This is a genomic window from Peribacillus simplex NBRC 15720 = DSM 1321 (genome assembly GCF_002243645.1).
Taxonomy (GTDB): Bacteria; Bacillota; Bacilli; order Bacillales; family DSM-1321; genus Peribacillus; species Peribacillus simplex.
In genome coordinates this window covers 3,920,592-3,933,728 of the sequence record NZ_CP017704.1, presented here as the reverse complement: position 1 = coordinate 3,933,728, position 13,137 = coordinate 3,920,592, and the positions used below count along the sequence as shown (strand labels likewise).

General features: G+C 40.4%; 16 protein-coding genes and 1 riboswitch. Of the genes, 7 read left to right on the top strand and 9 right to left on the bottom strand.

What is annotated here, in order from left to right; all coding sequences use genetic code 11:
* From BS1321_RS18980 to BS1321_RS18960, 5 genes are all read right to left on the bottom strand, one after another.
* Window positions 1–198 carry a hypothetical protein gene (locus tag BS1321_RS18980; RefSeq protein ID WP_063232577.1) on the bottom strand — a complete coding sequence of 66 codons (198 nt, stop codon included), beginning with the start codon at window positions 196–198 and terminating at the stop codon, window positions 1–3.
* A gap of 173 nt (window positions 199–371) precedes the next feature.
* The gene (locus tag BS1321_RS18975; protein WP_063232576.1) at window positions 372–1,622 is read right to left on the bottom strand and encodes an MFS transporter; all 1,251 of its coding nucleotides are present in this window, start codon (window positions 1,620–1,622) and stop codon (window positions 372–374) included.
* A gap of 556 nt (window positions 1,623–2,178) precedes the next feature.
* A complete protein-coding gene (locus BS1321_RS18970) occupies window positions 2,179–2,664 on the bottom strand; it encodes an SRPBCC family protein (protein WP_063232575.1) in 486 nt (161 codons plus the stop codon).
* 23 nt (window positions 2,665–2,687) lie between these two features.
* Window positions 2,688–3,200, bottom strand: coding sequence for a GNAT family N-acetyltransferase (locus BS1321_RS18965; RefSeq protein WP_063232574.1), 513 nt, complete (start codon window positions 3,198–3,200; stop codon window positions 2,688–2,690).
* A gap of 33 nt (window positions 3,201–3,233) precedes the next feature.
* Entirely contained in the window at window positions 3,234–3,752 is a 519-nt protein-coding gene (locus tag BS1321_RS18960; protein WP_081112868.1) for a YfiT family bacillithiol transferase, read from the bottom strand.
* A 241-nt stretch (window positions 3,753–3,993) separates the two neighbouring features.
* Between BS1321_RS18960 and BS1321_RS18955 the strand changes: the two genes are divergently transcribed.
* The 4 genes from BS1321_RS18955 (at window position 3,994) to BS1321_RS18940 (ending at window position 8,467) form a co-directional block, all read left to right on the top strand.
* Window positions 3,994–5,094, top strand: coding sequence for a GerAB/ArcD/ProY family transporter (locus BS1321_RS18955; protein WP_063232572.1), 1,101 nt, complete (start codon window positions 3,994–3,996; stop codon window positions 5,092–5,094).
* Window positions 5,069–6,553, top strand: coding sequence for a spore germination protein (locus BS1321_RS18950; protein WP_063232570.1), 1,485 nt, complete (start codon window positions 5,069–5,071; stop codon window positions 6,551–6,553). Before BS1321_RS18955 ends, BS1321_RS18950 begins: the two co-directional genes overlap by 26 nt.
* 4 nt (window positions 6,554–6,557) lie before the next feature.
* Entirely contained in the window at window positions 6,558–7,703 is a 1,146-nt protein-coding gene (locus BS1321_RS18945; protein WP_063232568.1) for a Ger(x)C family spore germination protein, read from the top strand.
* Window positions 7,704–8,029: 326 nt separating this feature from the next.
* The gene (locus tag BS1321_RS18940) at window positions 8,030–8,467 is read left to right on the top strand and encodes a GNAT family N-acetyltransferase (RefSeq protein WP_063232566.1); all 438 of its coding nucleotides are present in this window, start codon (window positions 8,030–8,032) and stop codon (window positions 8,465–8,467) included.
* Window positions 8,468–8,526: 59 nt separating this feature from the next.
* Here BS1321_RS18940 and BS1321_RS18935 read toward each other — a convergent pair whose 3' ends face one another.
* A complete protein-coding gene (locus BS1321_RS18935; protein WP_053536026.1) occupies window positions 8,527–8,811 on the bottom strand; it encodes a transition state genes transcriptional regulator AbrB in 285 nt (94 codons plus the stop codon).
* Window positions 8,812–9,313: 502 nt separating this feature from the next.
* Between BS1321_RS18935 and BS1321_RS18930 the strand changes: the two genes are divergently transcribed.
* The 3 genes from BS1321_RS18930 to BS1321_RS18920 all read left to right on the top strand — a co-directional run bounded on the left by BS1321_RS18930 (window position 9,314) and on the right by BS1321_RS18920 (window position 11,319).
* Entirely contained in the window at window positions 9,314–10,285 is a 972-nt protein-coding gene (locus tag BS1321_RS18930; RefSeq protein ID WP_063232564.1) for a DMT family transporter, read from the top strand.
* A 204-nt stretch (window positions 10,286–10,489) separates the two neighbouring features.
* A riboswitch (guanidine-I (ykkC/yxkD leader) is annotated at window positions 10,490–10,591 on the top strand.
* Between the two features lie 72 nt (window positions 10,592–10,663).
* On the top strand, window positions 10,664–11,005 hold the full coding sequence (locus BS1321_RS18925) for a DMT family transporter (protein WP_063232562.1): 342 nt from the start codon (window positions 10,664–10,666) through the stop codon (window positions 11,003–11,005).
* Window positions 11,005–11,319, top strand: a complete 315-nt coding sequence (locus BS1321_RS18920; protein ID WP_063232560.1) for a DMT family transporter — start codon at window positions 11,005–11,007, stop codon at window positions 11,317–11,319. The genes BS1321_RS18925 and BS1321_RS18920 overlap by 1 nt, the downstream gene beginning before the upstream one ends.
* A gap of 174 nt (window positions 11,320–11,493) precedes the next feature.
* On the opposite strand, the gene BS1321_RS18915 is transcribed toward BS1321_RS18920, so the two are convergent.
* From BS1321_RS18915 to BS1321_RS18905, 3 genes are all read right to left on the bottom strand, one after another.
* Window positions 11,494–12,285 carry a DUF817 domain-containing protein gene (locus tag BS1321_RS18915; RefSeq protein WP_081112881.1) on the bottom strand — a complete coding sequence of 264 codons (792 nt, stop codon included), beginning with the start codon at window positions 12,283–12,285 and terminating at the stop codon, window positions 11,494–11,496.
* Window positions 12,286–12,362: 77 nt separating this feature from the next.
* On the bottom strand, window positions 12,363–12,584 hold the full coding sequence (locus tag BS1321_RS18910) for a helix-turn-helix domain-containing protein (protein WP_063232556.1): 222 nt from the start codon (window positions 12,582–12,584) through the stop codon (window positions 12,363–12,365).
* Between the two features lie 10 nt (window positions 12,585–12,594).
* Window positions 12,595–13,077 carry a DUF2975 domain-containing protein gene (locus tag BS1321_RS18905; RefSeq protein ID WP_063232554.1) on the bottom strand — a complete coding sequence of 161 codons (483 nt, stop codon included), beginning with the start codon at window positions 13,075–13,077 and terminating at the stop codon, window positions 12,595–12,597.
* Window positions 13,078–13,137: the final 60 nt, after the last annotated feature.

Sequence of the window (13,137 nt, the reverse complement as noted above, 5' to 3'; positions counted from 1 at the left end):
TTACTTTTTATCCGGCTTGGTGAATTGCTGACCAATTGCACCTATTATTAAAATGATGATCGAAATGAGACTGTAGTCCTTAAAAAAGGTCGTAAATGGAATATCCAGAAATAAAAATGCCATCGTAAGCAGTCGTCCTAACAGTAGAATCATTCCGATAACTACCATCCATTTAAATACTTTTCCCAAAAATTCCATCTTTTCCTCCTTAGCTAATCTATGATGACCTTCATGGTATTACCATTTTACAAAAATAAATAACTGGAGGGCTGCCAAATATCCAATATCCTTTAATATTCATAATATCCATATCAGCCGGAACACCGCCCAGGCTCCAGTCCTTCATCTTTACATGGGCGTTCTGTGTACCATTACTCGGGGGCATCTTTCGAGATCGGTTTTCCGGCTTCGATCAACACTTTGCTGCCCAGTAGGAAAAAACCTTGAATGAACAGCAATAAACCAGTTCCTATAAGCAGCCATTCTATTTTAATGATGTCGGATATCGGTCCAAATACAAGCATTCCCAGCGGCATCATCGAAGTCGAAATCATCCCTAAAACACCAAATACCCTACCGAGAAGATCACCATTGACCTTCTCCTGTAACAAGACCGTGGACGGCGTATTAAAGATCGGCATCGCCACCCCGACTACCCCCATGATGATCAAGTAAATCCAGAAAACGGGGATGATTCCAAGAGCGAAAGTACAGGCACCAATTATAAGGCTCGCAAGTGTCATCGTATGGATCTTGTTTTTAAAGCCTCCCCAGGAAGCCATGAAAATCCCACCTAGCATCATACCGATGGCAAAAGTGATTTCTATCGCAGTCAACCGCCAAACATCATTCCCGAAAGAGCGTGTGACCTGAAGCGGTGTAAGAAATGCAACAGGTGCGGCAAGCACGAAGAAAAATGCGAAAAACATAAAGAACTTCTTAAGAAAGTCGTGATTCTTGATATAGCTGAATCCTTCTTGCAAATCGGCGAAATAGCTGGTTGTTTGCTCTTTTAATGCCTTCGCATGTGCTGGAATTTTCAAAAATGCCAGCAATGTGAAGATGGCAATTGCAGCTGTAATCACATCAATGAAGAAAATGGTTTCGATTGAAGCCATCGTAAGCAGCGCGCCGCTCACCATGGGGGAAACGAGCATCACTAGCGCTTGAATGCTTCCATTTGTCCCGTTCACCTTCGTAAGTTTATCTTCTGGCACAAGCTGCGGAAGAATGGCCCCAACTGCAGGAGTCTGGATTCCAGTTCCGATCGCCCGGACAGCGGACATGACGAAAAGCAGCCAAAGCTCATCGTAGCCGATTAAAAACAAGATGGCCAATATCAGCGTTGAAATGGCAATCAATGAATCCGAAAGGATGATCAGCATCTTCCGATTATAGCGGTCTGCCCATACCCCCGCGATTGGGGAGAGTATAAAGGTAGGCACGAAACCACAAACGATGGATATCGTCATCATGACACCCGACTGTGTATTCAACGTGATATACCACATGATGGCATACTGAACCAAGGACGAACCAAAGAGCGATATGGTCTGACTGCCTAGAAAAAGAGTTATATTCTTTTTCCAATTGTCCGTTACTTGTTCATTTAATGATTTCATCTCTTATACACCTCATTCTATTTTAATATTTTTTTCTTAATGCCCTAAAAAAAACACAGGCTATCTGCCTGTGTTTAGAGTAAATGGATCAGAACCTAACTAAAGAAACCTGAGAGGATGATTATTTTCACGATAAAAATAATCTCCCACTGGCCTTCGTTTGGTCATGCTACGGAGGGTCCAACCTTCTACACGTATCCAAAATGACCTCCTTGGATGCGTATTTATAAGATTAACTGGTTTAGCGAAAACCTTTGAGCCACAAAGGTTGCCGCGGCTTCAGCTGGACAGCAAAAAAAGCGTAAAATGAAGGTTTCCTTAAAAATAGACAGACCATTCCCATTTACCCTGCGGATATGCAGAGCCCTTGAACGTATTCAATTAGCGGTTCAAAGATTGGAAACGCAGTCTGATAAATGTCACAAGGAAAACCTCCATTTCTTAAAAGTTAAAGTCATATTAACATGGCACAAACTGGTATATCAACAAAAAACTTCCTTTAAAGCAGAAGCATCACTTCGGTTTTAGGCCGTCTAATGTATCCACCGCATTCCATTCATCCATTCATTCGTTTGACTGCGGCCGTATATTCCATATGCCATTTTTCCCATTCACCCATTGGGAAGTCCTGATGATGACCATCAAGTAAATTACTTAACATATCGAGGCAAACATGCCAGCCTGCCAAATCCTTTGGTGTATGATCATTAACAGGCTGGATGGATTCCTTCAATACTAATGAGCATCCATCCTTTTCAGGGGATACCTCGAAACGAACCCAGCCGTCCCCCCATTCAAAGTCTAAAACGGCAGATTCCCGGAAATCCCTTATCTTCATATCAAAGGATTTCCCTGACCCATCATTGAAATTGAATTTTATGTTCCCGTCTTTTCGAAGGTCCTTTATTTCCAGATTGGACATCCACTTTTCCAACTTATCATTCTCCGTTAAAGCACCCCATACCTTTTCCACTGAATGATTGAGCAGGCGATCGAATCTTGCGATAATCCCGTTACCTTCTTTTTTGATTACAGCTTGCACTTAGATTCCCCCTATTCGATTCATTACCCGATCTTATTTTTAAAATACAAAATGGTCGGATGGAATTCACCATTTGCCGATTTCGCATAATCAGGAATCCTTCCTGCCTGAATATATCCCAATGAAGTATACAAGGAGTTAGAAGGATCCCCTTCCCTTGTATCCAGGACCAATAATATCCGTCCCTCCTGCTTGGCCCTCTTCTCAGCCTCTAGCATGAGTGAACGTCCTATGCCTTTTCGTCTATAACCAGTATGCGTCATTAATTTTGCTATTTCCGCACGATGGCCGCCGTTTTGCTTTGAACATAAATGTAACTGTACGCTCCCGACTATCTCACCCTGTAATTTCGCGACAAACAGAATCACATCAGGATTTAGGGCACTACCCCAATAATCAATTGCCTCAGACTGTTTCATGGGAGGTAAAAAACCAATGGACGCTCCATCATTCACAACTTGCACCAAAAGGTCGGAAAGTTCATTAAGATGGTATTCGATTGATGTTAATTGTTCGACTTTCACCTCAGCATTCAAAGTGATCACAACCTTCAGGAGATATAGTTATATTCACCATCCCTGGCGCTTTGATAAAGAAGTAATATGAGCCAGATGATGGCGTCCGTGCCATGCATAAATGCCTATATTTTCACCGATAGTCACCACTCCTGAATCAGGATGAATGAATGTTCGGCTCAGGTCGTCTGCATGAAGACCCGATAAAAGTTTGCACATTCGGATATGTACACTTTCGATTAGTGATAGAGAAACTTCAATCGGCAAATCATAATCAGGCAGCTCTGCCCATTGCGCCTCCTCGTACGGTTTAATGACCGGACTTTCTTCCGTAAGGGCCAATTTAAAGCGAATGAACACATTCATATGACTATCAGCAACATGATGCACCACTTGGCGCACCGTCCATCCTCCAGGCCGATAAGCCGTATCAAGCTGTTCATCATCCATGTTACCCACTGCCTCCTGCAGCATCCCAGGCAAAGCTTGAATCTCCCTGATCCATCCCTCGGTCACACCATTAGTAATTTCCCCGTCAAACTGAAATTTACCAACCGGGTATCTTAAATCCATCTTCATTCCCCCTTGATGTTCGATAAAAATAGCATCCAGTATATATTCTTTATCAATTGAGACAAATCCTTTTTACCGGCAATTCTTTGTTTTGCACTCCTGCTCATGTTTTCATTAACCACCAGGAATATTAATCCATCTCATAAGCACGTATACTATTTCCACATTTAGCAACCATAACAAAAGAATGGCATGTACAACAATCCAATCTTTACACAATGGAAATGGGGATAGGATCATCTTGAAGAAAATCAGTTCGATACAAACCCTTAGCATTTTCTTTTTATCAATCGGCCTTCTTAATCACGTTATGTTGATCCCTTTCCTCCTATCCACTGGCGGAAGGGATGCTTGGTTTTTTTCTATCATAACTATTGGATTGATACCGATTTGGGTCTACATATTATCCAGGATAATCAAGAATATGAATAATCAATCCCTGACTAATTGGCTTGAAAATAGATTTGGGAAACACATTAAAAATATCGTTTTATTCTTTATAGTGATTTATCTGATCAGTCTTGTATTGGCTACCACCAAGGAAACGATAGATTGGATCACTACAAGCTTTCTGTTTGAAACCCCAAGTTTGGCCATTATCATTCCGTTTACACTGCTATGCATATTCCTAGCCCATTCAGGTATGCGCTCCATCGCCATTTGCTCTTCTGTATTATTGCCGATTGTCGTCGGTCTTGGCATTTTTGTTGCGACCGGAAATATACCGACTAAAGACTATAGCCACCTCCTTCCCCTTTTCGAGAATGGCTATTTTCATGGCGTTAAGGCTTTGCATTATTATGGTTATGGTCTTGCCGAACTGATTTTAATCGTTTTTTTTCAGGAAAAGCTTTCTGATAAGCTCAGTCGGAAAGCATTGGTTTTCTTATGTCTCGGTTTAGTGTTTCTACTTATGGGCCCACTAACTGCTGCTATCGCTGAGTTCGGGCCGACCTTAGCCGAAGCCATGAGGTACCCCGCCTATGAACAATGGCGGTTGCTGACAATTGGTAAATATATCGAACATACAGACTTCTTTTCCATTTATCAATGGCTTGCGGGAGCCTATATCCGTGTATCCCTAGCGTTATTCTTAATAATGGAAGTCTTTAAAGGAAAAACGAACAATATGAAGCTCGGAATCCTTTTCGCTGTAGGTTTTCTTATGGTCGTCATCTCCATCGTACCCTTCAGTAATTTCAAGTTCTTGCATGTAACTCAAACTTTTTATTACCCTGGCGCTTTTTATTTCCTTTTACTTTTGTCCACCATCTTATTTACCGGCACTTTCATTAGTTCTAAGGAGGGTAAAAAACATGAGAATGAAACGATCCAAAAATGAACCAGCCCTGCCTGAATTAAAGGAAGAGACATTTCGGGAGTTATTCCGTTCAAGTTCAGATATCATATTTGACACGATTTATATCGGAGAAACAGAAAGGCTCATTCCTGCCCTTATTTTTTATTGCTCGGGTATGGCCGATATCAGTTTATTGAACGAGGGAATTTTGGAAAAATTAAATAAAATGATGGAATTGGATGAGAGGATTGATGCGGAAGAGGCAATCAACAAGCTAAAACCCTTGGTGGATTTGACGAAAGTGACCATTGATAGTGAATTCATTAGTGTCCAACAGCTGATCTTCTCCGGGAATGCATTATTATTCATACCGTCGAACCAAGATTTATTTTCAATAAATTTGTCCAATGTTCCGAACCGGCAGCCTGAGGAGTCTTCTTTCGAGGTCTCGGTAAGAGGTCCAAGAGATGGGTTTGTCGAAGATTTATCCATAAATACAGCCTTAATCAGAAAACGTCTAAAAACAAAATCGTTAGCCTATGAAGACTTTATCGTTGGCAAGCGCAGTCAAACGAAAGTCGCACTGATGTACATAGATGACATCATCAATAAAGATCTGGTTAAACATGTAAGATCCAAGATTAACTCCATTGATATTGATATATTGGTTAGCAGCCAACAATTGGAAGAATTGATCACAAAAAGTAAATTCAGTATATTTCCACTCACCCATTATACAAGTCGCCCTGATTTTGCAGTGGAAGCACTCAATCAAGGAAGATTCATTCTAATCGTGGACGGTATGCCAACAATAATCGTGGCTCCTTCTACATTACTATTGCAAATAAAAACCGCAGAGGATTCGAATCTCCCTTATCTATTTGTAAGCCTGGAGCGACTGCTTCGCTTTATGGGGCTTGGCATTACCATTTTATTACCTGGGTTTTGGATATCCATTTCCGCTTTCAACATTGAACAGGTACCGTTTCCGTTACTAGCCACCATAACCCTTTCAAGACTCGGGCTTCCCTTATCCGCCACCATGGAATTCATTCTCATGCTCATTTTATTTGAACTATTCCGTGAATCCGGAGTCAGGTTACCTAAAGCGGTTGGGCAGACAGTTGCAGTTGTAGGCGGTCTCATTGTCGGTGATGCCGCGATACGGGCAGGACTGACTTCACAAACCATGCTTGTGGTCACTGCAGTGACTTCTGTCGCATCTTATACCCTTGTAAACCAGTCACTAACAGGCGCCGTCACCATCCTGCGTATGTTAGTTTTAGCGCTCAGCTGCATTTACGGAATCTACGGCTTGATAATCGGTTTCCTTTCCATTGTCACTTTATTATCCAGACTTGAATCATTCGGGGTTCCCTATATTGGAGGACTGAATCCACCAAGGTTCGCAAAAATCATGGATGCATTCATAAAAAGGCCATGGAATTCCATGAGCAAGCGATCATTGGCAGCTAATGATAAGACCAGAAAGGAGCAGTAAGGCCATGTTCCGCTTTTGTAAACTATTGTTGACCATACCTTTAATCCTTTTACTTTCGGGTTGCTGGGATGAAAAAACGATACAGGACTTTCATTATATAACGGCAATGGGCATTGATTACAAAGATGGGGAATATATCGTTTATGCGCAGCTTGTAGACTTTGCTGCTGTAGCTAAAACGGAAGCGAAGCCAACTGAAAATCCGCCCGTATATGTTGGAAAACAAAAAGCCCGTTCCATTTCGCTTGCCGTAAATCAACTGATGCGAAATACTCAACAAGCTCTCTATATAGGGCATATTTCCACATTTGTAATCAGTGAAAATGTTTTGAAGCAGCAAAGTACAGAAATAGTGGATTATATTTACAGAAACCAATTACTTAGGTACTCAGCAAATATCTTCGCCACAAAAAGTTCCCTGGATGAGCTTTTCTCCATTAATGGTTATTTTAATTTATCGCCTTTATACACGACATTATATTTACCAGAGGATGTCTATCGAAACAGATCATACATTGAACCCATTACGGTCCAAAGGTATTATTCTAATCAACGGGAAAAAGCATCCACCACCATCTTGCCTTCCATTACTTGGAACGAAAAAGTATGGAAAGAAAAAGATAAAAACCGAAAAAGCCTTTATATGGATGGTGCTTTTGTCATTTACTATAAAGTGTCCCAACCCTGGTTCTCTGAAAAGGAACTGAGCGGTGTACGCTGGCTCACTAAAAGGACCAACAAAACTCCCGTAAGCATTAACATGAATAAGCAAGACATCTATGCCTCTTTCTCCCATCCACATTCTAAAGTAAAACCTGTTTTCAAGGATGGAAAGTACAAGTTCGATATTTCCGTTGACGTATCGGGTAAAATACTGGGGCTAGATACACAAATGGAAATCGAAAAGATTAAACAAAAATTCGAAAATGAAATAAAAAAAGAAATCCAAACAAGCTTTGAAACCGGGATTCAAAAGAACGCAGACCCTTTAAGCTTAGGTAAAATCCTTTATATCAAAGAGACAAAATACTGGCAAAAGAATCATATAAAAGAGCCGAAAGATTATTTAGATAAAAATTCAATACATGATATAAACGTAAAGGTACACATCCTTAACACAGGCGGATTAGAAGCTAAACCACTCGAGTAATGAAGTTTTGATTTGTGATTTTAATGCCCAATTTTTTGATAATGCTCCATTGACGAGTAAATCGACTTAATTCACGAGTATTTGCTACAAACTCACGAGTAAACGCTGATATCACATGAGTTTGCTGCTACATTCTACGAGTAAACGCTTATTATCCAAGAGTTTACTAACTTGGGTTTAATAGCCCTCTTCATGATGAAAAAAGTCAGGATGGTGGCATTTTGAGCTCCATCCTGATTTTTGGCGTTGGAAATGAGGCCCTGAATTTGTCGGATATCATAATTAAATGATAAATTAAGAGTATTCTAACAATTGGGGGTCCATTTATGAGCATACAGAAGGCTACATTACATGAGCTAGAATCACTGACCGAACTTTTTGATTTATACAGAGTGTTTTATGAGCAAACATCCGATCCCGGTCGCGCAAAGGAGTTTTTAAGAGAAAGGCTGACAAATGGGGAGTCTGTGGTTTTTATGGCCTATGATGAAGGAAATCCTATTGGTTTTGTACAATTATACCCTTCTTTTTCATCTGTGAGTATGATGCGGTCATGGGTATTGAATGATTTATTTGTGAGGGAGTCCGCCCGCAAAAAGGGATTTGGCGAGGAGTTATTGAACGCGGCCATCACTTTTGCACGCGAAACAGGTGCCAAAGGGGTTTCACTGGAGACAGGCAAGGATAATGTAAAAGCACAGAAACTTTATGAAAAATTTGGTTTCGTCCGTGAATTGAACCATTTCTATTATTTCACCATTTAATATAAAAAAGTGTAGGGAAACCTTCCCTACACTTGGATGCTATTTATCTAGTATATTAATTATTTAGCAGTTTCCATGCTGGCTTGAATTTCTTTAATTAGAAGTTCGGCACCTTCAGGGCTAAGTATTAATTTACCGTCAGCAAGTTTCATATTGTCATCGGAAACTTCACCTGTAACCTGACATGTCATGTTTGGTTTATATTTTTGAAGGATGATGCGCTCTTGTTCTACATAAATCTCCAGAGCGTCTTTCTCATTAATTCCTAATGTTCGGCGTAGTTCAATTGGAATGACTACCCGTCCTAATTCGTCAACTTTACGTACAATACCTGTAGATTTCATTTAATTTACCCCACTAACTTTCTTGCGAATGTTGCATCTATATATTTCGTCACCATTCGACATTATTTGCACTTCTATAAATATACCACTACCTACCATATTCGTCAATTCTCGTATCTTCGTATATTATCTGCCTCTATATGATTTTTATATAAAATATTAGTAATTCCTTCATAACACGCGTCATAACAACGTTTCCCGCTTTTTTATTGGCACATTTTGTTAATTTAATTATTGAAATGAAAACGTATTCATATAATTTCAACAGCCATTCTCCATCATTCCATGTCGAATGATGGAGAATGAATTTCACTAGCCTAATAGAATCCTGTTGATTTTCTTTTGCTTTTGAAGGACAATTTAAATTGATCGCTTATAATATTTCGAAAATTCATTCTGCTTTTGACACAGTGGATATTTCTGAAAAATCTTTCGGAAAGCCGAAACGATTGCCATACTTCGAGAGTCTTACTGACTCATAAAACAGATTGAGGTGAGTCAATTGCGTCCGATTATATTAGGTATTTGTTCTGCTTTCTTTTTTGCATTTACGTTTGTTTTAAATCAAGCCATGGAGTTGTCTGGCGGAAGTTGGATATGGAGTGCTTCGCTGCGTTATATCTTTATGGTGCCTTTTCTGTTGTGTATCGTATTAAGCAGAAAAAATCTGCGTCCCCTTTTACGCGTGATGAGAGAGAAGCCGGGTCCTTGGCTGCTTTGGAGTTTTGTCGGATTTGGGTTATTTTATGCTCCTTTATGCTTTGCATCCGCCTACTCACCTGGCTGGCTAATCGCCGGTACTTGGCAAATCACAATCATTTCGGGTGCATTGCTTGCGCCGCTGTTTTTTGAAAATGTCCAAACGAAAGATGGGCTCGAAAGGCAAAGAGGAAAGGTTTCTGTGAAGGGCCTCCTCATGTCCATGATCATTTTGCTTGGAATCATCCTGATGCAACTGGAACACACCAAGCACATTTCTATGGCCAATCTTTGGTTGGGTGTGATTCCAATCGTCATCGCCTCGTTTGCATATCCTTTGGGAAATCGCAAAATGATGGAAGTATCAGAAGGCCGTTTGGATGCTTACCAGCGTGTATTGGGAATGACTTTGGCGAGTCTGCCGTTCTGGTTTCTGCTTTCATTGTACGGTTTCTTTACAGTAGGGGCGCCGACGAAGATGCAGAGTTTCCAATCCCTTTTGGTCGCACTATTTTCCGGAGTCATTGCCACGGTCCTTTTTTTCATGGCGACCGATTTGGTACGCGGAAATATGCAGAAATTAGCTTCAGTTGAAGCTACACAATCGATGGAGGTCCTTTTTGCCCTAGCCGGCGAATTGCTATTCCTATCTTTACCGATCCCTACTCCGTTATCGTGGTTCGGCATCTTTATCGTCATCATAGGAATGATCCTGCATAGCTATGTATCTCATAAAAAAGAAGGTTCATCCCGGAAACGGACAGTGAGTGCCTAAAGCAAGTCAAAAAAGCCCTGGATAAGATTTCGGGGCTTTTTTGACCCGAAAACAGAAACTGACTACGTTCTTTTTTTCCATTGACAGGTCATGATTAATTGATGATTTTTTAAAGTGGCAAAAAGCTCACCATCCATTTTTTTCATTAAACTTTTACCTTGAGTAAGTTCAAAAAGTATGTATAATGAAAGGTAATTGCATATGTCAAAGGTTTTCTAGGGTTCCGCAGTGCGTCTTATTGCTGGTCTGGTCCGAGAGAAAACTCACAGCATAGCTGTGTCACGGAAGGATAAAAGCCTGGGAGAAACTGTTTAACGGTTATCTCTTGGGCTTTTTTTGTTTTTTTGGTAAAGAATAAAATTGGAGGTGCGATATTTCATGAGCACAAACTGGATTAAAGTATTCATTGCAGCTTTTTTTGAAGTATTTTGGGTGATTGGCTTAAAACATGCAGATGACTTTTGGACTTGGTCTGGAACGGTCATTTCGATCATCATCAGTTTTTACTTGATGATAATGGCTGGCAGGAAGCTTCCTGTCGGAACGGTATATGCCGTGTTTGTCGGTATGGGTACGGCCGGGACCGTTTTTTCCGAAATCATTTTCTTTGGGGAATCCTTCAAGCTAAGCAAAACGCTATTGATCCTCCTCTTATTATCAGGGGTGATCGGCTTGAAGCTAGTGACTGATGATAAGGCTGAGAAAGGGGATGAATCTTAATGGCTTGGGTGTCTTTAATCTTAGCGGGGCTATTTGAAATGTTTGGGGTTGCGATGATAAATAAATTGCACAAAGACCGTAATTGGCAATCCTTGCTGCTGTTATTCATCGGATTTGGAGCAAGTTTCTTATTTCTTGCTTTTGCCATGCAAACCTTGCCGATGGGGACGGCTTATGCTATCTGGACAGGGATCGGCGCATCAGGCGGAGCGATAATCGGGATGCTCTTATACGGGGAATCCAAAGATTGGCGAAGGGTCGTTTTTATAGCCATGGTCCTTGGCGCGGCAGTGGGATTAAAACTTGTTTCATAGGAATGTCCCACTTGAAAAGGAATATGGCACCACATTACAAACACCATCCTGATATTACGTTATCAATACCTATTTTATATAAAAGCATAGAAAATCAAAGACGACACATACCCATTATGTGCCGTCTTTTCACCTAACTTGAATTAAGTAGAATTTTTCGCGAGTGAAGTCATTTTATAAAACATGGCCAGCATCCATCTCGGTGGAACCTTTCCCCTTAACCTGTTTTAGCGTCGCCACTATAAGAAAGCTAACAATCACTAATAATAGCCATGAGCTTACCTTTCCTAGATGAACGAGACTCCATGCATCGGTTTGGTTTGGATATTCCCAAGCTCCAAAGAACGTTGCGATATTTTCGGCTATCCATATAAAAAATCCGATGAGCACAAATGAAAGTGCGATTGGCATACGATAACGAGTTCCACCAATCTCGTATGTGACCCATGATCGCCAAAATACGAAAATGACAAGTCCAGATAACCACCAACGAACATCAATCCAATAATGATGGGTGAAAAAATTCAAATAAATTGCAGCTGCAAGAGATACAACGACCAAAAAAGGTGGCCACTTGACCAGTTCAACCTTTAACCTCCTCCACGCCTGGCACAGATAACTCGCTACACTCGCGTACATGAATCCGCTATACAGAGGCACTCCAAAAATTTCGAAATATCCTTCCTCTGGATAAGTCCAGGAGCCCATATGTACCTTGAAAAGTTCAAGAGCAAGTCCAATAAGGTGAAACAATGTGATAACCTTTAGTTCATCCTTTGTTTCAAGCCCAGAACGCACCATCCACCACTGCATCAGAAGGCAGATGATGAGCAGCCAGTCATACCGCGGCAGGAAGGGAAGCGGAATGAATTTTGTAATAGCCAAAGAGGCAAAAATAACGGCAGGAAACAAACATGATAGGGCCTGCTCCCAACCAAAACGAACGAGTTGTTTTAGTGCTCTCATGATTGGTGCCTCCATTTTTTTAATGGTTAAATTCATGAGTAACTCCCCTTTTATGAACTCTTTCTTTTTCCACTTTTTTAATCTTGGGTGTCTTCATCATTTCGGTATTCTAAAATATCTCCTGGTTGACATTCTAAAGCCTTACAAATCGCCTCTAAAGTTGTTAATCGAATCGCTTTTGCCTTACCGTTTTTCAATATGGAAAGGTTAGCCATCGTTATTCCAACCCTCTCAGAAAGTTCTGTAACACTCATTTTCCTTTTAGCCAGCATCACATCAATATTGATTATAATTGCCAAGTTATTCACCTCAGACTATTAAGTCATTTTCTGATTTTATATCGATGGCTTCTTGTAAAAGCCTTTGAAGAACAGCAGCAAAGACTGCAATCACCATTGAAGCAAAAATAACGACCATTCCGATTAATATGATACCTGGGGCGTCGTCCATTTCCGCCATGAGATAAAAGAGCGGCATGCCTACCACATACAAGACACTGATTGTTATTGCACAATTTTTTATAGTCTTTAAAGCTCTTACAGATAATTCCGAGAAAGCTTTGTTCTTGTCAATATAGCTTAAAAGTTTAAAGGCTTGATATAGAGCAAAGTAAAAAGGTATCGCCGATGCATACAAATCGATTAAAATGAGATATTTCAAATAAGTCATATCCGGATATAATTCTGCTGCAAAATTCGCTATCTCAGGCACCACAAAGATGCACAAAGCAAGAACTGGAATTCCAATAAGAATAACAGCTATCTTTAAAAAGAGTGTTGTTCCTAGTTTCATAAAAAAGCACCTCACTTATTTATTGTCAATTTAATTTAACATACGATTTATCGTTTTACA

Bases quoted from the DNA above. Each gene is read 5' to 3' on its own strand.
- BS1321_RS18980 (WP_063232577.1), bottom strand. From the start codon at position 198: ATGGAATTTTTGGGAAAAGTATTTAAATGGATGGTAGTTATCGGAATG.
- BS1321_RS18975 (WP_063232576.1), bottom strand. From the start codon at position 1,622: ATGAAATCATTAAATGAACAAGTAACGGACAATTGGAAAAAGAATATA.
- BS1321_RS18960 (WP_081112868.1), bottom strand. From the start codon at position 3,752: ATGGATTTAAGATACCCGGTTGGTAAATTTCAGTTTGACGGGGAAATT.
- BS1321_RS18950 (WP_063232570.1), top strand. From the start codon at position 5,069: ATGAGAATGAAACGATCCAAAAATGAACCAGCCCTGCCTGAATTAAAG.
- BS1321_RS18945 (WP_063232568.1), top strand. From the start codon at position 6,558: ATGTTCCGCTTTTGTAAACTATTGTTGACCATACCTTTAATCCTTTTA.
- BS1321_RS18940 (WP_063232566.1), top strand. From the start codon at position 8,030: ATGAGCATACAGAAGGCTACATTACATGAGCTAGAATCACTGACCGAA.
- BS1321_RS18935 (WP_053536026.1), bottom strand. From the start codon at position 8,811: ATGAAATCTACAGGTATTGTACGTAAAGTTGACGAATTAGGACGGGTA.
- BS1321_RS18925 (WP_063232562.1), top strand. From the start codon at position 10,664: ATGAGCACAAACTGGATTAAAGTATTCATTGCAGCTTTTTTTGAAGTA.
- BS1321_RS18920 (WP_063232560.1), top strand. From the start codon at position 11,005: ATGGCTTGGGTGTCTTTAATCTTAGCGGGGCTATTTGAAATGTTTGGG.
- BS1321_RS18915 (WP_081112881.1), bottom strand. From the start codon at position 12,285: ATGAGAGCACTAAAACAACTCGTTCGTTTTGGTTGGGAGCAGGCCCTA.
- BS1321_RS18905 (WP_063232554.1), bottom strand. From the start codon at position 13,077: ATGAAACTAGGAACAACACTCTTTTTAAAGATAGCTGTTATTCTTATT.